Annotated in this window: 14 protein-coding genes and 4 tRNA genes; 5 read left to right on the forward strand and 13 right to left on the reverse strand. The window is 50.6% G+C overall.

Annotation, left to right across the window (positions count from 1 at the left end):
* The 4 genes from H1D31_RS12040 (at position 1) to H1D31_RS12055 (ending at position 3,949) form a co-directional block, all read left to right on the forward strand.
* On the forward strand, positions 1 to 894 hold the full coding sequence (locus H1D31_RS12040) for an ABC transporter permease subunit (RefSeq protein WP_008607520.1): 894 nt from the start codon (positions 1 to 3) through the stop codon (positions 892 to 894).
* The gene (locus H1D31_RS12045; RefSeq protein ID WP_065955153.1) at positions 894 to 1,889 is read left to right on the forward strand and encodes an oligopeptide/dipeptide ABC transporter ATP-binding protein; all 996 of its coding nucleotides are present in this window, start codon (positions 894 to 896) and stop codon (positions 1,887 to 1,889) included. Before H1D31_RS12040 ends, H1D31_RS12045 begins: the two co-directional genes overlap by 1 nt.
* A complete protein-coding gene (locus H1D31_RS12050; RefSeq protein WP_261259137.1) occupies positions 1,886 to 2,650 on the forward strand; it encodes an ATP-binding cassette domain-containing protein in 765 nt (254 codons plus the stop codon). The genes H1D31_RS12045 and H1D31_RS12050 overlap by 4 nt, the downstream gene beginning before the upstream one ends.
* A 105-nt stretch (positions 2,651 to 2,755) precedes the next feature.
* A complete protein-coding gene (locus H1D31_RS12055) occupies positions 2,756 to 3,949 on the forward strand; it encodes a PDC sensor domain-containing protein (protein WP_261259138.1) in 1,194 nt (397 codons plus the stop codon).
* A gap of 58 nt (positions 3,950 to 4,007) precedes the next feature.
* On the opposite strand, the gene H1D31_RS12060 is transcribed toward H1D31_RS12055, so the two are convergent.
* From H1D31_RS12060 to H1D31_RS12115, 12 genes are all read right to left on the reverse strand, one after another.
* Positions 4,008 to 5,915, reverse strand: coding sequence for a SurA N-terminal domain-containing protein (locus H1D31_RS12060; protein ID WP_261259139.1), 1,908 nt, complete (start codon positions 5,913 to 5,915; stop codon positions 4,008 to 4,010).
* 141 nt (positions 5,916 to 6,056) lie between these two features.
* On the reverse strand, positions 6,057 to 6,329 hold the full coding sequence (hupB, locus tag H1D31_RS12065) for a nucleoid-associated protein HU-beta (protein ID WP_008607515.1): 273 nt from the start codon (positions 6,327 to 6,329) through the stop codon (positions 6,057 to 6,059).
* A gap of 210 nt (positions 6,330 to 6,539) precedes the next feature.
* The gene (lon, locus tag H1D31_RS12070) at positions 6,540 to 8,936 is read right to left on the reverse strand and encodes an endopeptidase La (RefSeq protein WP_261259140.1); all 2,397 of its coding nucleotides are present in this window, start codon (positions 8,934 to 8,936) and stop codon (positions 6,540 to 6,542) included.
* Between the two features lie 108 nt (positions 8,937 to 9,044).
* Complete coding sequence (gene clpX, locus H1D31_RS12075; protein ID WP_008951451.1) at positions 9,045 to 10,325, reverse strand: ATP-dependent protease ATP-binding subunit ClpX; 1,281 nt, start codon at positions 10,323 to 10,325, stop codon at positions 9,045 to 9,047.
* Positions 10,326 to 10,375: 50 nt separating this feature from the next.
* Positions 10,376 to 10,981, reverse strand: coding sequence for an ATP-dependent Clp endopeptidase proteolytic subunit ClpP (gene clpP, locus H1D31_RS12080; protein ID WP_008607512.1), 606 nt, complete (start codon positions 10,979 to 10,981; stop codon positions 10,376 to 10,378).
* Positions 10,982 to 11,114: 133 nt separating this feature from the next.
* Positions 11,115 to 12,425 (reverse strand): trigger factor, encoded by a 1,311-nt coding sequence (tig, locus tag H1D31_RS12085; RefSeq protein ID WP_261259141.1) that lies wholly within the window; start codon positions 12,423 to 12,425, stop codon positions 11,115 to 11,117.
* A gap of 255 nt (positions 12,426 to 12,680) precedes the next feature.
* On the reverse strand, positions 12,681 to 13,934 hold the full coding sequence (locus tag H1D31_RS12090; RefSeq protein ID WP_261259142.1) for a glutamate-5-semialdehyde dehydrogenase: 1,254 nt from the start codon (positions 13,932 to 13,934) through the stop codon (positions 12,681 to 12,683).
* A complete protein-coding gene (gene proB, locus H1D31_RS12095) occupies positions 13,931 to 15,052 on the reverse strand; it encodes a glutamate 5-kinase (RefSeq protein ID WP_065955160.1) in 1,122 nt (373 codons plus the stop codon). Before proB ends, H1D31_RS12090 begins: the two co-directional genes overlap by 4 nt.
* Before the next feature lie 772 nt (positions 15,053 to 15,824).
* Positions 15,825 to 15,901: transfer RNA gene (locus H1D31_RS12100), tRNA-Pro, on the reverse strand.
* 13 nt (positions 15,902 to 15,914) lie between these two features.
* Positions 15,915 to 15,990 (reverse strand) — tRNA-His (locus tag H1D31_RS12105).
* A gap of 25 nt (positions 15,991 to 16,015) precedes the next feature.
* Positions 16,016 to 16,092 (reverse strand) — tRNA-Arg (locus tag H1D31_RS12110).
* A gap of 122 nt (positions 16,093 to 16,214) precedes the next feature.
* Positions 16,215 to 16,291: transfer RNA gene (locus tag H1D31_RS12115), tRNA-Pro, on the reverse strand.
* A 198-nt stretch (positions 16,292 to 16,489) separates the two neighbouring features.
* Here H1D31_RS12115 and folD point away from each other — a divergent pair.
* Positions 16,490 to 17,350, forward strand: a complete 861-nt coding sequence (gene folD, locus H1D31_RS12120) for a bifunctional methylenetetrahydrofolate dehydrogenase/methenyltetrahydrofolate cyclohydrolase FolD (RefSeq protein WP_008951449.1) — start codon at positions 16,490 to 16,492, stop codon at positions 17,348 to 17,350.
* A 72-nt stretch (positions 17,351 to 17,422) separates the two neighbouring features.
* On the opposite strand, the gene cysS is transcribed toward folD, so the two are convergent.
* Positions 17,423 to 18,802, reverse strand: a complete 1,380-nt coding sequence (gene cysS / locus H1D31_RS12125) for a cysteine--tRNA ligase (RefSeq protein WP_065955174.1) — start codon at positions 18,800 to 18,802, stop codon at positions 17,423 to 17,425.
* Positions 18,803 to 18,913: the final 111 nt, after the last annotated feature.

The raw sequence follows: 18,913 nt of genomic DNA on the forward strand, positions 1-18,913 counted from the left end.
ATGCAGAAGTTTCGCTTGTATTTTGAAGAAAACAACCGCTCCCCTCTGGTGCAGCTTTGGCGTGAATTTGCACGCCAGCACAGTGCCCTGTTTGGCCTGGCCTTGTTTGCCGGTTTTTTATTACTGAGTATTCTGGCGCCGCTACTGACACCGCATGACCCCTATCTGCAGGCCGACCATTTATTACTGTTACCGCCGTCCTGGTCAGAACAAGGTCTGGTACAGTATCCCTTTGGTACCGATGATTTAGGGCGGGATTTGCTGTCCAGAATGCTTAAGGGCACCACCTATACCTTCGGTCTGGCGCTGGTCACGGTACTGGGAGCCTTAATCGCCGGTCTGGCACTGGGCGCACTGGCAGGAATGAGCCGTGGCGTTAAATCAAGCTTTTTCAATCATTTACTTGATTTAATCCTGACCATCCCGTCGCTACTATTGGCGATTATTATTGTCGCGGTATTAGGCCCCGGCCTGGCGAACACCGCCTGGGCTGTTAGTCTGGCGCTACTGCCACAATTTGTGCACGGCATTCGTAATGCTATTGCTGAACAACTGAAGCAGGACTATGTTACCGCCTACCGGTTGGACGGCGCCAATAACTGGCAGGTCCTGACCCGGTTGGTAATCCCGAATATTTGGGAAAAAGTCACCATTATGTGTTCCATGGCCTTATCCACCGCCATTTTAGATATCGCGGCGCTGGGCTTTCTCAGCCTGGGCGCCCAGGCGCCAACTGCGGAATGGGGGGCGATGATCAATGACTCGCTGGATCTGATTTATCTGGCACCAGCCAGCGTTGCGATCCCAGGCTTATTGATTTTTACTGCTGTACTCTCCGTTAATCTGGTCGGCGATGGCCTGAAAATCGCGATGCAACGCAGGCGGGAAGGCTGATGCTACTACTGGATATCAAAAACCTGACCATAGAGCTGGAAACCCCGGATGGGTTGATCCGGGCTGTTGACCGGGTCAGTCTATCATTAAAAGAGGGCGAAACCCGTGGCCTGGTCGGTGAGTCCGGCTCGGGAAAAAGTCTGGTGGCCAAGGCCATTGTCGGCGTGTTAAACCGGCGCTGGCATGTGCATGCTGACCGTTTTAACTGGTTAGGGCAAGACTTACTCAGGATCAGCAGCGAGCAGCGGCGACAGATTATCGGCCGCGACATCGCCATGATTTATCAGGAGCCAAGCCGCAGCCTGGATCCGACCGCAGAAATCGGTGAGCAGCTGGAAGAGGCGATTCCAAGCCATCTGCTGGAGAGTCGTTGGTGGCAAAGACCCTTTGAGCGTAAAAAACGCGCTATTGCCCTACTGCACAAAGTCGGGATCCGCGATCACCAAAATGTGATGCAAAGTTATCCGTTTCAGTTATCAGAAGGGGTGTGTCAAAAAATTATGATCGCGATGGCGATTGCGAAAAACCCGAAACTATTAATTGCCGATGAACCCACCACGGCACTGGAGAGCACCACCCAGGCACAGCTATTTCGGTTACTGGCCAGTTTTAATCAGTTAAAAGGTATGGCAGTGCTGCTGATCAGTCATGAACTGGAAAGCGTTGCCCGGTATACCCAAAATTTAAGCGTCCTGTACTGCGGGCAACTGGTCGAAAGTGGTGACACCGCCAGTTTGCTGCAACAGCCTTTGCATCCCTACACCGATGCCCTGATTAAAAGCGTACCGGAGTTTCAACCTGAACTGGCTCCCAAAAGTCCGCTCTATGCGCTACATGGCAGCATTCCAACGTTACAGCATTTACCCATTGGCTGCCGCCTCGGCCCCCGCTGTCCGAATGCCCGCAAGGAATGTGTAAAGACACCGCAGCAGGAACGCTTACAAAATCATTTTTTTAGCTGCCATTTTCCGCTGCTGGGTAAAGGTGAGAAATGAGTAACTTACTCGAAGTTGAACAGCTGTCTAAAACCTATGTCAAGCATTTAGGTTTATTCCGGCGTAAACGGCTCCAGGCGTTACACGATATCAGCTTTAGTTTGCAGTCTGGTAAAACCCTGGCGATAGTCGGCGAAACCGGCTCTGGTAAAAGCACCCTGGCGAAGTTACTGGTTGGGATCGAAAAACCGGATAGCGGGGTGATCCGCCTGGCTGGCGAGCCGGTGGAGATCAGCCACTATAAAAAGTATAACCATGTGATCCGCTTTATCTTTCAGGATGCCAGTCAATCACTGAACCCACTGCAGAAAGTCGGCCAGATGCTGGAAGATGTACTGCGGTTCAGCACCATTCTTGACCCGACACAACGTCGCACCAAGATCCGCCAGACACTGCGTCAGCTTGGTTTATTAGACGAACATGCGGAGTTTTATCCACATATGTTTTCCGGCGGGCAGCTACAACGGGTAGCACTGGCCAGGGCCCTGATCCTCGATCCCAAGTTGTTAATCCTTGATCAGGCACTGTCGGCACTGGACCCATCCCTGCGTGCCCAAATCGTTAATCTGCTACTGGAATTACAGCAAAAAAACGATCTGGCCTATCTGTTGATTACCAATAATCTACAGCTGGTACAGCATCTGAGTGATGATATGCTGGTATTGTCAGAGGGCGAAACAACCGATTATGGCCCCACGGCCGAGGTTTTTCGTGCGCCACGCCATGACTATACCCGTAAATTACTTAATAGCTTGCTCTAAAGTACGGCTATAATTAGGGCGTGTTAACGTTTGCTGCAAAAACAAGCAGCAAACGTTAACACGCCCTACTACAACTCAGGGATAGTTGCGCTTGCAGGATACTTTATGCTCACGGCACTTTTCATTTTCAGCATCCAGACCATAACACCGGCGCAAATGGCCACTAATATGCCACTGGATAATCAGGATGCCAGCCGACGGCAGATCGACTGTATTTTCCAACGCATGCAACAGCCCTACCAGCTATTAAGCTTACCCTGGCTCAGGGCGCGGCAGGAAGTCCGGCTAAATCGCCTTGACGGCTATTTTAGCGCTATTCTGCTCAGCGAAATGGAGCCCTTTGGCGAACTCTCAGCGCCGCTGTATCTGGAAAACTGGTACTGGATTGAACATCTTCAGTCGGTAAAACTGGCCGGTCAGGAAAAGGCGCTGGGGGCGGTGCGCGGCAGTCATCAGCAAAAATGGTTTCAATTGATGACAGAAACCGTCACTACCGAAGTCAATACCGATGAGGAACTGGTCCGCCTGCTGCAATTAAAACGCGTCGATCGGATCCTGATGGATTTAGAGGCATTTCAATTAAACGCTGAACGCCTGGGTCTGAATCAAAGCGACTACCAGCTAAGCTTTTTCCGTTATGTGCCGTTGGGGGTTTATTTCTCAAATCAGTTTTTGCAACTGAGACCACAGTTTCTCAACCGCTTTAACGCCCTGATCGCGGGCTGCAGCCAACAGAGTTTTGCGCTCTCACCGCAGGAACAGCAGTTAATACTGCAACGCTTTTTGCCGCAGGCGCAGGCACTAAGCCGCCGTCAGGATGTGCAGCAGGCATTAGGCGCTGCCAAGCAGCAGCTGTGGACTGAACAGCAGATCCTGCAACAGGATCAACAATGGATCGAAGAAGTGGAACTGGGTATCGCGACCCTGGCAAAGCAAATGTTACTAAGCCCACTTTCCTTGCAACTACAACAGTTCCAACACAGTTTTGCCGGGCAGATTGCGGAGATTATCCTGATGGATGTGCAGGGGCGTAATGTCGCCATCAGCGAGATCACCTCAGATTTCTGGCAGGGTGACGAAGCGAAATATCAGCAAGTCTTCGGCACTAAGCAAAGCTACTTTCTGGATGAGGTACAGTTTGATGCCTCAACCGCACGCTTTCTGACCCAACTTAGTATCCCGGTAATCGCTGCTGATGGCCGTCAGCTTGGCGTCCTTACTCTGGGACTGGATGTTGAAACTAGTCTGCAGTATTGCCAACTAAACGGTGATAGTATCGGCAGCTGCGACACTCAATAGCAGAGTGTGTGATAGCAAAAAAAAGCCCCGGATATCCGGGGCTTGTACTAGCTGAGATTTAAATATCGTCAGGTTGGGTAGTATTGCGAAGTTGACGGCTGATTTTCGCATCAGCCCGCAGTACTGCCAGTAACGCCTGATAATTTTGCTCTGCCTGCTGACGGGCAATAGCTTCCAACTGACCAGCATCCGGTACACTGCTGATCTCAGCGTCCGTTACTGCTGATACCGCTACCAGAGCCACATCACCATTGGCCAGTTGTACTGAATCCAGACTGGTAGCGCCACTCTCTGGTCTTGGCATAGCAAACGCTTTGGCACGGATCTCAGTACCCAGAGCGCCACCAAAACGCGGGGTTGCCGGATGGTCATTAATGGTTACCGCAACCTGAGTTGCCAGACTGTCCAGATCCGTTTTCGCTGCAAGTAAATCAGCCGCATAGGCCGCGGTTAATCTGGCCAGCTCTTGCTGTTGTACCGCTGCTTCAACTTCTGGGCGTACTTCATCCAGTGGCAGGGTGCGGGCAACCTGATGCTCTTTCACCCGCACAACCAATACCTGATCCCGCGCCAGTTCAATCACATCACTGTTTAAACGCTCAGCAATAAAGGTCGGATTAAACAAGCGGCTTAATACCGCGGGTTGCGCCAATAAGGCAGGTGCAGTGTCGCGGCTAAATAAGGTCGTGTGCTGGACCTTCACACCAATAGCTTCGGCTGCATCTTCCAGGTTATCCGGTTGTTCGAAAGCCGTTTGCGCCAGTCGCTGCTGCAAGTCGTAAAACAGTGCTGTTGCCTGGTCGGCCTGTAACTGATTACGGATTTCAGTTGCTACCTCAGCCAAGGTCTTGGTTGTCGCAGGGGTAAATTTACTGAGTTTGATAATATGATAACCAAACTCGCTACGTACCACACCAGAGAGCTCACCTTCTGCCGCTAATGCCATCGCCGCCGCTTCAAAGGCCGCATCCATCTGGCCGGCAACCAGCGGACCTAATTCACCGCCGTTTTGGGCGGAGAAGGTATCAGCTGAATGCTGCTTTACCAGAGCAGCGAAGTCTGCGCCTGCTTTTAACTCAGCTAACAAAGCCTGAGCCTGTTGCTCGAGTGCACTGTCATCCTGCTCGGATTCCAACATAATATGTGCCACTTCGCGCCGCTCGGCGCTGCCAAAGCGCGCCTGATTAGCCTGATAGTAGTCAGCCACCTGCTGCTCAGTCACTTCGATATCCGCTGCCAGAGCTGCTGCTGATAACTCCACATACTCAACCGCCACTTGCTCAGGCGTCATAAAACGCGCAATTTGCTGCTGATAATAGCTCTGAACTTGTTCTTCGCTCAGGTTTAACTGGCTACGGAAACGTTCAGCCGGTATCGTCAAATAGCGGATGTCGCGGGTTTGCTGCTGCAGGGCGAGCAATTGATTAATCTCACCGGCTAAACCAAACTCACTACCCAGCAGGCCTTGCATCAGCTGACTGCCTGACAGATCTTCGCGGATCAGTTCACGGAACTCGGCTGGTTGATAGCCCGCTTGACGCAGAATGGCAATAAAACGGTCATTGTTAAAGACGCCATCGACCTGGAATTCCGGCAGATTCACCACCGCATCGCGCACCTGATCATCGCCAACCCGCAAACCCAAACGACGGGCAAACTGCTTTTGCAAGGTATCGTCAATCAACCGCTCTAACACTTCGCTACGAAAATTTGCCATATAGCTTGGGTCAGCAGCTAGCATGTCGTACATTTCACCGAACTGCTGCTGCATCCGCGAGCGTTCACTTTGCAGTGCTTGCTCGAAGCGTGCCTGACTGATTTCTTCGCCGTTCACCACGGCAACTATCGCCTCACGGGGTGAGCTGAGGTAACCGCCGACGCCTGCTAATGCAAATGTCAGGATCACCAGGCCAAGAATGATCTTGGCGGTCATACCCTGTGAGCCTTCTCTGATTCGTTCTAACATCGTTGCGCTTTCTCTGTTATGTCGTGACACAAAAGTTGTGTTAAAAAAAAAGCGCATCTTAACAGATGCGCCTTTTTTATAGAAGCCTGAGCTAAGCTACCGGCTTGTGGAACTCCCCCGGCGCGCCGGATGGAAATTCTATTAGTTAACTGCGTCTTTTAACGCTTTACCCGGCTTGAAAGAAGGAATTTTCGCAGAAGCGATTTGGATAGTAGCACCGGTTTGTGGGTTACGGCCAGTACGGGCTGCACGCTCACGTACGCTGTAAGTACCAAAACCAACTAAAGCTACTGAGTCGCCTTCCTTAAGAGCTTCGGTAACAGCGTCGATGAACGCGTCTAAAGCACGACCTGCTGCGGCCTTAGAGATATCTGCATTCGCAGCAATTTTGTCGATCAGTTGAGACTTGTTCACAATATCATCCCCTTCAATTGTTATTATTTTCTACAACTACAAGCTATTAGGTTTAATCCTTGCCTGCTTGTTATAACAAGCAAAGACGTTGCTTGCAAGCAGCAGAAACATTAAAACTAATCTTTTTTGGCTTAGGCTGTAGCCCTTGCAACACAAGGGCTTAGCCGAAACTGTCCATAACTTAGCACAGCCAACGGGAATGAAAAGCCCCTAAACCGGATTTTTTTCGGTTTTTTTGCTTTTTGCTGCATTTTTTGCCGTATTTGGCACTGTTACCCGTGCCAAAGGCTCTTGTAATGCGGCTTCCAGCACCTCTTCAATCCATTTTACCGGCGTGATTTGCAACGCACTTTTCACGTTTTCCGGGATTTCTTTCAAGTCGCGAACGTTATCAAAAGGTATTAGCACCCGTTTGATGCCGCCACGATGTGCGGCCAGTAACTTCTCTTTTAAGCCACCAATAGGTAACACTTCACCGCGCAGCGTAATTTCACCGGTCATGGCCACATCAGCCCGCACCGGATTACCGGTTAAACTGGAAACCAGCGCAGTGACCATCGCAATACCAGCACTGGGGCCATCTTTTGGCGTTGCCCCTTCCGGCACATGCACATGGATATCGCGCTTCTCGTAAAAATCTTCGTTTATCCGCAGCCCCTCTGCGCGGCTACGCACCACCGTCATCGCCGCCTGAATGGATTCTTTCATCACATCACCGAGCGAGCCGGTATAAGTCAGCTTACCTTTACCAACAACAGCTGCCGCCTCAATGGTCAGTAAGTCGCCGCCAACTTCAGTCCAGGCCAGGCCGGTAACCTGGCCGATGCGATTACTGTCTTCCGCTTTACCATAGTCAAAGCGATGTACACCCAAGAACTCTTCCAGGTTAGCGTCGTTAATCACTACCTGTTTTAGGCCTTTATTCAGCAGAATTTGCTTTACCGCCTTACGACATAGTTTCGAAATTTCCCGTTCCAGGCTACGCACCCCGGCTTCACGGGTGTAGTAACGGATAATGCCGATAATGGCGCTATCCTCAATCAACACTTCGGACGGCTTCAAGCCATTGCGACTAACCTGTTTTGGTACCAGGTGCTGTTTGGCAATATTCAGCTTTTCATCCTCGGTATAACCAGATAACCGAATCACCTCCATCCGATCCAGCAGGGCCGGCGGAATGTTCAGGCTATTCGAGGTGGCGAAAAACATCACATCAGACAGATCGTAGTCAACTTCAAGGTAATGATCGCTAAAGGCGCCATTCTGCTCCGGATCCAGCACCTCTAACAACGCTGCTGCCGGATCACCGCGGAAATCCGATGCCATCTTGTCAATTTCATCCAGCAGGAACAGCGGGTTACGCACCCCGACTTTAGCCATTTTCTGGATAATTTTGCCCGGCATAGAACCGATATAGGTACGGCGGTGACCACGGATTTCTGCTTCATCCCGCACCCCGCCTAAGGCCATCCGCACATATTTGCGGCCGGTTGCCTTGGCAACCGATTGTCCGAGCGAGGTTTTACCGACACCCGGCGGACCAACTAAACACAGAATCGGTCCTTTTAACTTGTTAACCCGCTGCTGCACCGCCAGATATTCCATAATCCGCTCTTTGACCTTCTCCAGGCCATAGTGATCAGCATTCAGGATTTGCTCAGCGGCCGCCAGGTTTTTCTTCACTTTAGAGCGAGTCTGCCACGGCACCTGAGTTAACCAGTCGATATAGCTGCGCACCACTGTAGCCTCTGCCGACATCGGTGACATCATTTTCAGCTTTTGCAGCTCTGCCTTAGCCTTGGCTTCTGCTTCAGCCGGCATTTTCGCTTCTGCAATTTTTTTCGACAGCGTCTCAAACTCATCCGGTGCATCTTCCAGCTCGCCCAGCTCACGCTGAATCGCTTTCATCTGCTCATTCAGATAGTACTCGCGCTGGCTTTTCTCCATCTGCTTTTTTACCCGGCTGCGGATGCGGCGCTCGACCTGCAGAATATCGATCTCGCTTTCCATCATCGCCATCAGATACTCCAGCCGTTCGGTCACATCCGTCAGCTCCAGTACCTTTTGTTTGTCTTCGACTTTCAGCGGCATATGCGCCGCCATCGTATCAGCCAGACGAGCGGCATCATCGATACCACTTAGCGCAGTGAGTACCTCAGGCGGGATCTTTTTATTTAGCTTGATATAGCCTTCAAACTGGTTAATTGCCGAGCGCAGGAATACCTCCTGCTCACGGCTATCAATATCCTGAGTTGGCACCAGCTCGACATAGGCCGCAAAGCTGTCTTTGGTCTCAGTAAATTTACTCAGTTTTGCACGCTTACCGCCTTCAACTAACACCTTCACGGTGCCATCCGGTAGTTTTAACAGTTGCAGAATAGTGGCAACGGTACCGATCTGATACAAATCTTTTTCGGTAGGATCATCCAGAGTGGCGTCTTTTTGTGCCACTAAAAAAATCTGCTTATCATTGTCCATCGCCGCATCTAAACACTTGATAGACTTCGCCCGGCCAACAAAAAGTGGGATCACCATATGCGGGTAAACAACGACATCCCGCAATGCCAATACCGGCATATGCAAGGTTTCTTGGTGTTCTGTGGTCATGAAATAGCTCTCGAAATTAATAACTGCAGGCGATATAAGCCAGTATATGGGGCTTTTTCCGGAAACTTCAATTCATCAGATAAAAAAGGAGCTTTGCAGCTCCCTTTTTTAATGCGATTCGGCTACCGCCGGCTCACTGCTCTCGTAGATAAGTATGGGCTGACTCTCACCGCGGATCACTGTCTCGTCGATAACAACCTTGCTGACATCCTGCATCGACGGTAATTCGTACATGGTATCCAGCAACACGCCTTCGACGATAGAGCGTAGACCCCGGGCACCGGTTTTGCGATCCATGGCTTTTTGGGCGATGGCTTTTAAGGCATCATCGCGAAACTCCAGATCGACCTCTTCCATCGCGAACAAGGCAGCAAACTGCTTGATCAGCGCATTCTTTGGCTGACTCAGGATCTGCATCAGCGCATCCAGGTCCAGCTCGGTCAATGTAGCAACTACCGGCAGGCGGCCAATAAATTCCGGGATCAGGCCGTATTTCACTAAGTCTTCCGGTTCTACATCGCGGAAGCTTTCGGTCAGGCTGCGGCTACTTTCTTTGCTTTTCACTTCAGCGCCAAAACCAATACCTGAGCCTTTCGCCATCCGCTGTTCAATAACTTTGTCCAGGCCAGCAAAGGCGCCACCACAGATAAACAGGATCTTTGAGGTATCAACCTGCAAAAACTCCTGCTGTGGGTGCTTACGACCACCTTGTGGTGGTACCGAAGCAATGGTGCCTTCAATCAGCTTTAACAGCGCCTGCTGTACCCCCTCACCGGACACATCACGGGTAATAGACGGGTTATCAGACTTGCGGGAGATCTTGTCGATTTCATCGATATAGACAATACCGCGCTGCGCTTTTTCGACGTCGTAATCGCATTTTTGCAGCAGTTTCTGAATGATATTTTCCACGTCTTCACCAACATAACCGGCTTCAGTTAATGTGGTGGCGTCGGCCATGGTAAAAGGCACATCCAGTAAACGCGCCAGGGTTTCAGCCAGCAGCGTTTTACCGCTACCGGTAGGACCGATCAACAGAATATTACTCTTACCCAGTTCCACATCCTGCTTTTGCTGGATGCTTCGCAAGCGTTTGTAGTGGTTATAGACCGCTACCGCCAGAACTTTCTTCGCATGCTCCTGACCGATCACATAATCGTCCAGATGTTTGCGGATCTCGCGCGGCGTCGGCAACTTTTCGGTATCACGCTTCGGCGAGATATCTTTAATCTCTTCCCGAATGATATCGTTGCATAGGTCAACGCATTCATCACAAATATAAACTTGTGGCCCTGCGATCAACTTACGCACTTCATGCTGTGATTTGCCACAAAAAGAGCAGTACAGTAATTTGCCGCTCTTATCGCCGTCAGTGCGGTGATCAGACATGTAACTACCTCTTGTTCAACCAGCCGGGCCAAAACCCGGCCTGCTTTAAATTATTTCGCATCCCGCTGCGTTAATATGGCATCGATCAGGCCATAATCCAAGGCTTGCTGCGCGCTTAAGAAGTTATCGCGCTCGGTATCCTTGCACACTTGCTCATAGCTCTTGCCTGAGTGTTCCGCCATTAAGCGGTTTAGCTTCTCTTTAATACTTAAAATCTCCCGGGCATGGATCTCAAAATCCGTTGCCTGGCCCTGGAAGCCCCCTAACGGCTGGTGAATCATCACCCGGGCATTAGGTAAACAGTAACGTTTACCCTTGGTACCACCGGATAACAGGAAAGCGCCCATACTGGCTGCCTGACCAACACACACAGTAGCGATATCCGGCTTGATATAACGCATCGTATCATAAATCGATAAACCCGCCGTGACCGAACCGCCCGGTGAATTGATATAAATATAGATGTCTTTTTCCGGATTTTCAGATTCAAGGAACAATAATTGGGCGACAATCAGATTCGCCATATGATCTTCGACCTGGCCAGTCAGGAAAATTACCCGCTCTTTTAGCAGGCGCGAGTAAATATCAAAAGAGCGTTCACCCTTGGCGGTTTGTTCAATGACGATGGGTACTAAGGCGTTGACAATCTCATTCATGTCACGAGACATTGGCATAATCTGGGATCCCTTCTCTTAAAGCTGTAAGGTGTCGAAATAGCGGTGCCGCAAAATAAAATGGCCCGAACAGGTGTCCGAGCCATTAAAACCGTGCCAGCCTAAGAAGTCAATCTTAGTTAGCAGCCTTCGGGTTCATAATCTCATCGAAAGCAGCAGCTTGTTCGGTTACTTTAGCAGATGCCAGCACTACTTCGATCGCCTGCTCTTCTAAAGCCACGTTACGCATGCTTTGCATCAGCTCTTTGTTGCCTTTGTAGTACGCCACGACTTCAGCCGGATCTTCGTAGGCAGACGCTACGTTATCGATCAGCTCTTGTACCTTAGCTTCGTCAACTTTCAGGCTATTAGTCTTGATGATTTCGCCCAGTAACAGACCGACTTTAACGCGATCTTTCGCCTGCTCTTCGAACAGAGAAGCTGGCAGCTCTGGTAATTGCTTTGGATTTACATTCTGACCAAAACGCTGCATTGCTTGCTGACGCAGTACGTCAACTTCGCTGGCGATCAGGGCTTTTGGTACTTCAACTTCGTTAGTTGCCAGTAAGCCTTTGATGACCTGCTCTTTCACTTTACCTTTAATGGTTTGCTTCAGCTCGCGTTCCATGTTTTTGCGCACTTCAGCTTTCAGTGCGTCAACAGTGGCTTCAGTTAAACCAAACAGTGCGGCAAACTCGTCGTTCAGTTCAGGCAGAACTTGCTGCTCAACTTTGTTTACTGTTACGGCGAAGCTGGCGGCTTTACCTTTCAGGTTTTCAGCGTGGTACTCTGCCGGGAAGGTCACGTTAACGGTAACGGCTTCGCCGGCTTTTTTGCCGATGATGTCATCTTCAAAGCCAGGAATCATCCGGCCCTGACCTAACTCCAGTACGAAGTTAGAGGCCTTACCGCCTTCAAACTCTTCACCGTCGATAGAACCAACGAAATCAATCGTTACGCGATCACCGGCAGCAGCAGCGGCGTCAGAGGCTTCCCACTTGGCGTGTTGCTTGCGCAGCGTTTCCAGCATCTTGCTCAGATCGTCTTCAGAGATCTCAACCACTGGCTTAGTCACTTCCACTTTATCCAGTGCAGCAACAGTCACTTCCGGATACACTTCGAAGGTGGCAGTGAAAGCCAAATCTTTACCGCTTTCCAGCGCTTCTGGTGCAAAGGTTGGCGCGCCAGCTGGGGTTAATTTGTGTTCGATAATGGCTTCGTAAAAAGCGCGCTGCATTTGCTCAGACGCCACTTCCTGCAGTACCGCCAGGCCAAAACGTTTTTGGATGATTGAAATAGGCGCTTTACCAGGACGGAAACCATCGATACGCTGACGTTTTGCCACGTCACGTAAACGGTTCTTCACTTCGTTATCTAATGTAGCTGCCGGCACAGTAATATTTACACGGCGCTCTAAACCCTGGGTGGTTTCAACAGAAACTTGCATCGTTTTACCTCAAATTCAATGTCAGGCGCCTTGGATACGCCGTACTGTCTTGGCCGGGTGTCGACAAACTTAGGATGAACCTGACCTGTTAATAATTGGACGCGGCATTATAGCGGGCTAGAAGCCGCGAGTCGAGCCCTTCAATTTACTGTATTTAAGTGTTTGTAAGAACTAATAAAAAACGGACTTTCGTTAAACGAAAAGCCCGTTCTTTCTGCATTTTTTGCGACAAAAAGTCAGATTTATTTCGGCCAGTTAACTGCGGGTTTGTCCCTCACCCTGTACCACAAATTTTTCAGTAGTCAGGGCTTCCAGCCCCATCGGGCCATAGGCATGTAATTTACTGGTAGAAATGCCAATCTCTGCGCCCAGCCCCAGCTCACCACCATCAGAAAAACGCGACGACGCATTATGCATGACCACCGCCGTATCTACACTGGCGAGGAAGCGGTCAGCTGCGGCCTGATCAGCGGTGCAAATTACTTCAGTATGCTGACTGCCAAACTGATCAATATGCGCCAAAGCAGCAGCCAAATCATCCACTACCCGCACCGCAATTTCCGGAGCCAGATACTCCTGACCAAATTCGTCATCGGCAATCGGCGAAGCGCCATTAAAGTAAGGCAAACTGCGCTGACAAGCATGCACCTTGACCTGATGTTCGGCCAGTGCCTGCGCAGCCAATGGTAAAAAGTCGGCCGCGACCGCCTGATGCACTAACAAGCCCTCCAGCGCGTTACAGACGCCGGGACGCTGTACTTTACCGTTTAGCAGTAGCTTAAGCGCCATAGCCGGATCAGCTGCCTTATCAACATACAGATGGCAGACACCTTTAAAATGCTGGATCACCGGAATCCGGCTCTGCTCGGTGACAAAGCGGATCAGGCCCTCGCCACCGCGTGGGATCACTAAGTCGATATACTCTTCCTGCTTTAATAAGGCTAACAGCAGGTTACGATCCGGATCCGGTACTATCGTCAGTACCTCAGGCGGCAACTGATGCTCGGTTAATGCCTGACGCATCGCACTGGCAATCGCCAGACTGGTTTTAATCGCCTCGCGGCCACAACGCAGGATCACCGCATTACCGGCTTTAAAGCACAAGGCCCCGGCATCGGCAGTGACATTAGGCCGAGCTTCGTAAATCATACAAATTACGCCCAGCGGAATACGGCGCTTACTAATTTTAATGCCATTTGGCCGCTGCTCGATAAAGCGGCTTTGCCCGACCGGATCCGGCAACTGAATAATTTGTTCAATGGCCGCCGCCATCGATTCAATACGCTGCTCGTTGAGCGTCAGGCGATCCAGCATAGCGGCACTGGTGCCATTCGCGGCCGCTTCGGCAACTTCAGCACGGTTTTCTGCCAGAATGGCAGGCGTAGCCAGGCGGATCTTGTCGGCAAAAGCTTGTAATACTGTATTTTTTTCAGCAGTGCTCAAGGTCGCAACCGCTTTGGCGGCCTGAGCGGCACCGGCGGCTAAACTGGCCGCAACATCGCTAGTCATAATTTCTCCAGTAACATCATTTCACTGCGGTGGATCACCGCATTACTGCCATTGGGGCAAAAACCCAGATAAGAGGCAATTTTTTCACTGTGCTGGCCTTTAATCGAAAACAACTGGCTGGCACTAAAGCGGCTGACACCTTTAGCTATCGAGCGCTTGCTAACCGAACAACGCACAATCACCGCATCGCCTGGCGCAAAGTCACCTTTTACCTGCACTATACCACTGCTCAATAATGAGGCGCCATGACTACACAGGGCGTTAACACAGCCATCATCGACCCAAATTTCGCCTTTGGCACGCAGGGTATGTCTAACCCAATGTTTTTTAGCCGGTAAGGGTATTTTCTGACCATAGAAAATAGTGCCCGGATTGTTACCCGCTAAAAGACACTGAAAGGTTGCTGCCTGATGACCATCGACAATCAGAGTATCCACCCCCTGAGCGGTGGCCTTTTCTGCCGCTTCAATTTTGGTGCGCATACCGCCGGTACCGACCCGCGAGCTGGCGCCACCTGCCAACGCATAGATCTCCGGGGTAATTTGCCTTACTTCCGGGATCAGTTTGGCGGCGGGATCTTTGTTTGGATCGGCGGTATATAAACCATTCACATCTGAGCAAATAATTAAGGCATCAGCCTGAACCACACTGGCGACCATCGCAGCCAGGTTATCGTTATCACCGACTTTCAGCTCATCGGTAGCGATAGTATCGTTTTCATTAACGATCGGTAAAACACCATGATCTAACAGCCGCTTCAGGGTATTTTTAACATTAATATGCCGCACCCGATCACTGAGATCGCCATGGGTCAGTAATACCTGGGCACAGGGGAAATCGAAGCAGCGGCTCCAGAAATTCATCATTTCGGTTTGACCAACAGCAGCCATAGCCCGTTTCAGTGCGATTGGCACCCGCTGATGTTGAAACTGAAAATGATGGCGACCGGCAGCGACGCTACCTGAAGAAACCAGGATCACTTCCCGGTTAAGTTGACGACATTGTTGAATAAATTCGGCAATAGGACGCAAATATCTTTCGCTGCATCCATCTTGGTCCGGCGCAATCAGGGCACTGCCGACTTTCAGTACTACCCTGCGCCAGGATGGCTTAAGCATAACTCCTCCATTGGTTGTTCCGCCGGCTATTCTAGCAAAAACTGTAACCCGGCACCACTTTGGTTACAATTTGCATCGCGTTCACGTTTTAATATAAGCATTATTATTCATAAATTTAGCATCAAAACACAAAATATTTGCTGTTTTAATAGACGATAGAAATAGCGAAAAACTGTAATTAAATTACAAATTTAGTGGCTATGTTGCGGGCTGAGTGCCGCCTAGGATCGGTGGGCAGCTTAGTCTGGTATCAATTTGCGAAATGTTGGGTATAGCGGTGTGGAGTGAGTTGCAGCATTGAGTCACTAAAGTGCTCGGGCAGACTTTCGTTTTGTTTGACCATGCAGCGTCCAGATCAATGCAACGCCCTTAGCTGGGTAGTAATTTTCTCCACCGGCTTCAAGGATCACATCCCTGTGCCCTTTCAGCCTCCGCAGCATCCCTGCTGCTGTTACGAAAATTCTACCGCAGCCAAGGGCTAAACGAACATCGTTGAATCATGACGACTCGCAAAAAGTGAACTAGGCGGTAAACGCAGAGTACACTTTTCTGGGGACGTCTTTCGCATGGATGCGAAAGGGGAGCCCCCAGGGATGGGTTCACGGCGTGCCCCAGGAAAGTTGTACGGCGCGTTTGGCCGCCGGATGCACTGCTCCAGACGCTGAATAACGAAATTTGGATTTCACAGAACACAATATATTAGATTGGAATATCTAGACGATGGAGCTGAACTGTAAGTGATTTTTAACGTGAATAATGCGGGAAAATAAAGTGGTCGGTGATGCAGGATTTGAACCTGCGACCCCTTGGACCCAAACCAAGTGCGCTACCAAGCTGCGCCAATCACCGACTTAAAGGGGGATGGGGTGGATGATGGGGCTCGAACCCACGACAACCGGAATCACAATCCGGGGCTCTACCAACTGAGCTACAACCACCACATTTTAGAAACTTTTCGCCAAATGGCGCGCCCGATAGGATTCGAACCTATGACCCACGGCTTAGAAGGCCGTTGCTCTATCCAACTGAGCTACGGGCGCATAATGTACGCCTATCTGGGATATTTGTGCTTTTTAAAATGGTCGGTGATGCAGGATTTGAACCTTCGACCCGTTGGATCGAGAGCACCCAAACCAAGTGCGCTACCTAACCGTTTTAAAATTGGTCGGTGATGCAGGATTTGAACCTGCGACCCCTTGGACCCAAACCAAGTGCGCTACCAAGCTGCGCCAATCACCGACTATGCTGCACTGCTGCAACGGGGCGGAATATTAACGCCCGCGACCTGTAGCGTCAAACTATTTTTTGCTAATTTCAGCCGATTGGCGATTATTTGAACCTAAAGCGAGAAAAAGCGGCGGTTGCCGATCAAGGATGGCAGAAAACTGGCTGCTGTGCGAAAATACTGCTTTCAAAACTGGCGGGAATTCAGCAGGCATGACAGCACAAATTATTGATGGTAAAGCCGTTGCCCAGGCAACAAAAGATAAGGTCGCAGCACAGGTTCGGGCACGGGTTGCCGCCGGTAAGCGTGCACCAGGTCTGGCAGTGGTGTTAGTCGGTCTGGATCCGGCGTCGCAGGTATACGTCGGCAGCAAGCGTAAAGCCTGCGAAGAAGTGGGTTTTCACTCGGTGTCCTATGATTTGCCGGCAGATACCAGCCAACAGCAATTATTCGATTTGATTGATCAGTTAAATCACGACCAAAGCGTCGATGGTATCTTGGTTCAGCTGCCCCTGCCCGCCGGTTTAGATGCCTCAGCCATTTTAGAGCGGATTGATCCCAGAAAAGATGTCGATGGTTTTCATCCTTACAATATCGGCCGCCTGGCACAGCGGATGCCGGCACTGCGTCCCTGTACGCCGAAAGGCATTATGACCCTGCTGCACAGCACCGGGGTCAATATCAAAGGCATGGATGCGGTGGTCGTTGGTGCCTCTAATATCGTCGGCCGGCCAATGGCGCTGGAGCTGTTACTGGCAGGCTGTACCACTACCGTATGCCATAAATTTACTAAGAACCTGGAGCAGCAGGTGCGGCGTGCCGATTTACTGGTGGTGGCGGTCGGCCGGCCGGAATTTATTCCGGGTGATTGGGTTAAACCTGGTGCTTTAGTGGTCGACGTCGGTATCAACCGTCTGGATAGCGGTAAACTGGTCGGCGATGTCGACTATGCCAATGCAGTTAAGCATGCCCGCTATATCACGCCGGTACCGGGTGGTGTCGGCCCAATGACCGTTGCCAGCCTGATTGAAAATACGCTGGAAGCCTGTGAGCTCTATCACGACGCCAGCTAAGCTGCGCTAATTTATCAAGCCAATAAAAAAACCGCGGTAAAGCGGTTTTTTTATTGACTGTGGCGACAGGCTTTAAGCTTTACGCCAACTGGTGACACCGTTTTTATCTTCCAGCACTATCCCCAACGCTGTCAGCTCGGCGCGGGCAGCATCGGCTGCCGCCCAATCTTTCGCCGCACGGGCGGCGTTACGTTTCGCTATTAAGGCTTCAATTTGTCCGACTTCATCATCCGAAGCGCCGGATTTTAAGAAGGCTTCGGCATCACCCTGTAAAATCCCCAGCACGCCGGCCAGAGTTTGTAACACCGCAGCTAACTCAGCGGCTTTGGCCGGCTCAGTGGTTTTAAAACGGTTTACTTCCCGCGCCAGTTCAAATAACACCGGTAAGGCTTCCGGCGTATTAAAATCATCATCCATCGCCGCTTTAAAGCGTGTGACATAGTCATTATTTAAATCGACCTGAGTTGCCGGCGTAATATCCCGCAGCGCATTATATAGCCGGCCCAGTGCCGCATGTGCCTGCTCTAGATTCTCTTTTGAGTAATTCAGCTGACTGCGGTACTGGCTGGATAATAAGAAGTAACGTACGGCTTCGGCATTGTACTGCGCCAGCACGTCTTTGACAGTAAAGAAGTTACCCAGCGATTTGGACATCTTCTCTTTATCAACCTGCACCATACCGGTATGGATCCAGGTATTAACGTATTTATGGCCATGGGCACAGGTCGACTGGGCAATTTCATTTTCGTGATGTGGAAACTGTAAGTCTGAACCGCCGCCATGAATATCAAAATGTGCGCCTAAATGTTTGGCACTCATGGCAGAACACTCGATATGCCAGCCTGGCCGGCCATTGCCCCACGGTGATTGCCAGTAAGGCTCACCCGGCTTGGCCGTTTTCCACAGCACAAAGTCCAGTGGATCATCTTTGCTATCCGAGACTTCTACCCGGGCACCGGCTTGCAACATCTCCAGATTTTGCTGGCTCAGTGCGCCATAAGCGTCATATTTGCTGACATCAAACAGCACATCACCGTCTTTGGCGATATAGGCATAACCTTTATCCAGCAGCTGCTGCACCATCAGGATAATCTCCTGCATATGGCCGGTCACGGTGGGTTCAATATCCGCCGGTAATAAGCCCAGCGCGTTAAAGTCGGCATGCATGGCCTGGGTAAAACGCGCCGTTAACGCATCACAGCTTTCGCCATTTTCTGCCGCCCGCTTAATGATTTTATCGTCAACGTCAGTGATATTACGCACATAGGTCACATCATAGCCGCAAAAGCGTAAATAACGGTTAATTACATCGAAAGCGACATAGGTACGGGCGTGGCCAACATGACAGTAATCGTAGATGGTAATACCGCAGACATATAAGCCCACTTTGCCCGGCGTAATAGGGGTAAAGACTTCTTTTTGACGGCTTAAGGTGTTGTAAATCTGCAGCATGCTGTCCTCGTAATTGCTGGCCCGGTAAAAAGAGAGATAGTGTAACATTGCCGGACAAGGCCCGCTATCCTTGCTTTGTTTATCACGGCGGCTGCGCTAGAATAGACGCAC

Origin of the sequence: Alishewanella sp. BS5-314, from assembly GCF_025377695.1 — a bacterium.
Lineage (GTDB): Bacteria > Pseudomonadota > Gammaproteobacteria > Enterobacterales > Alteromonadaceae > Alishewanella > Alishewanella aestuarii.

Coding starts and splice junctions, on each gene's coding strand:
- H1D31_RS12040 (WP_008607520.1), top strand. CDS start 1: ATGCAGAAGTTTCGCTTGTATTTTGAAGAAAACAACCGCTCCCCTCTG.
- cysS (WP_065955174.1), bottom strand. CDS start 18,802: ATGCTGCAGATTTACAACACCTTAAGCCGTCAAAAAGAAGTCTTTACC.
- folD (WP_008951449.1), top strand. CDS start 16,490: ATGACAGCACAAATTATTGATGGTAAAGCCGTTGCCCAGGCAACAAAA.
- proB (WP_065955160.1), bottom strand. CDS start 15,052: ATGCTTAAGCCATCCTGGCGCAGGGTAGTACTGAAAGTCGGCAGTGCC.
- clpX (WP_008951451.1), bottom strand. CDS start 10,325: ATGTCTGATCACCGCACTGACGGCGATAAGAGCGGCAAATTACTGTAC.
- clpP (WP_008607512.1), bottom strand. CDS start 10,981: ATGAATGAGATTGTCAACGCCTTAGTACCCATCGTCATTGAACAAACC.
- H1D31_RS12090 (WP_261259142.1), bottom strand. CDS start 13,934: ATGACTAGCGATGTTGCGGCCAGTTTAGCCGCCGGTGCCGCTCAGGCC.
- H1D31_RS12055 (WP_261259138.1), top strand. CDS start 2,756: ATGCTCACGGCACTTTTCATTTTCAGCATCCAGACCATAACACCGGCG.
- H1D31_RS12060 (WP_261259139.1), bottom strand. CDS start 5,915: ATGTTAGAACGAATCAGAGAAGGCTCACAGGGTATGACCGCCAAGATC.
- lon (WP_261259140.1), bottom strand. CDS start 8,936: ATGACCACAGAACACCAAGAAACCTTGCATATGCCGGTATTGGCATTG.
- H1D31_RS12050 (WP_261259137.1), top strand. CDS start 1,886: ATGAGTAACTTACTCGAAGTTGAACAGCTGTCTAAAACCTATGTCAAG.
- tig (WP_261259141.1), bottom strand. CDS start 12,425: ATGCAAGTTTCTGTTGAAACCACCCAGGGTTTAGAGCGCCGTGTAAAT.
- H1D31_RS12045 (WP_065955153.1), top strand. CDS start 894: ATGCTACTACTGGATATCAAAAACCTGACCATAGAGCTGGAAACCCCG.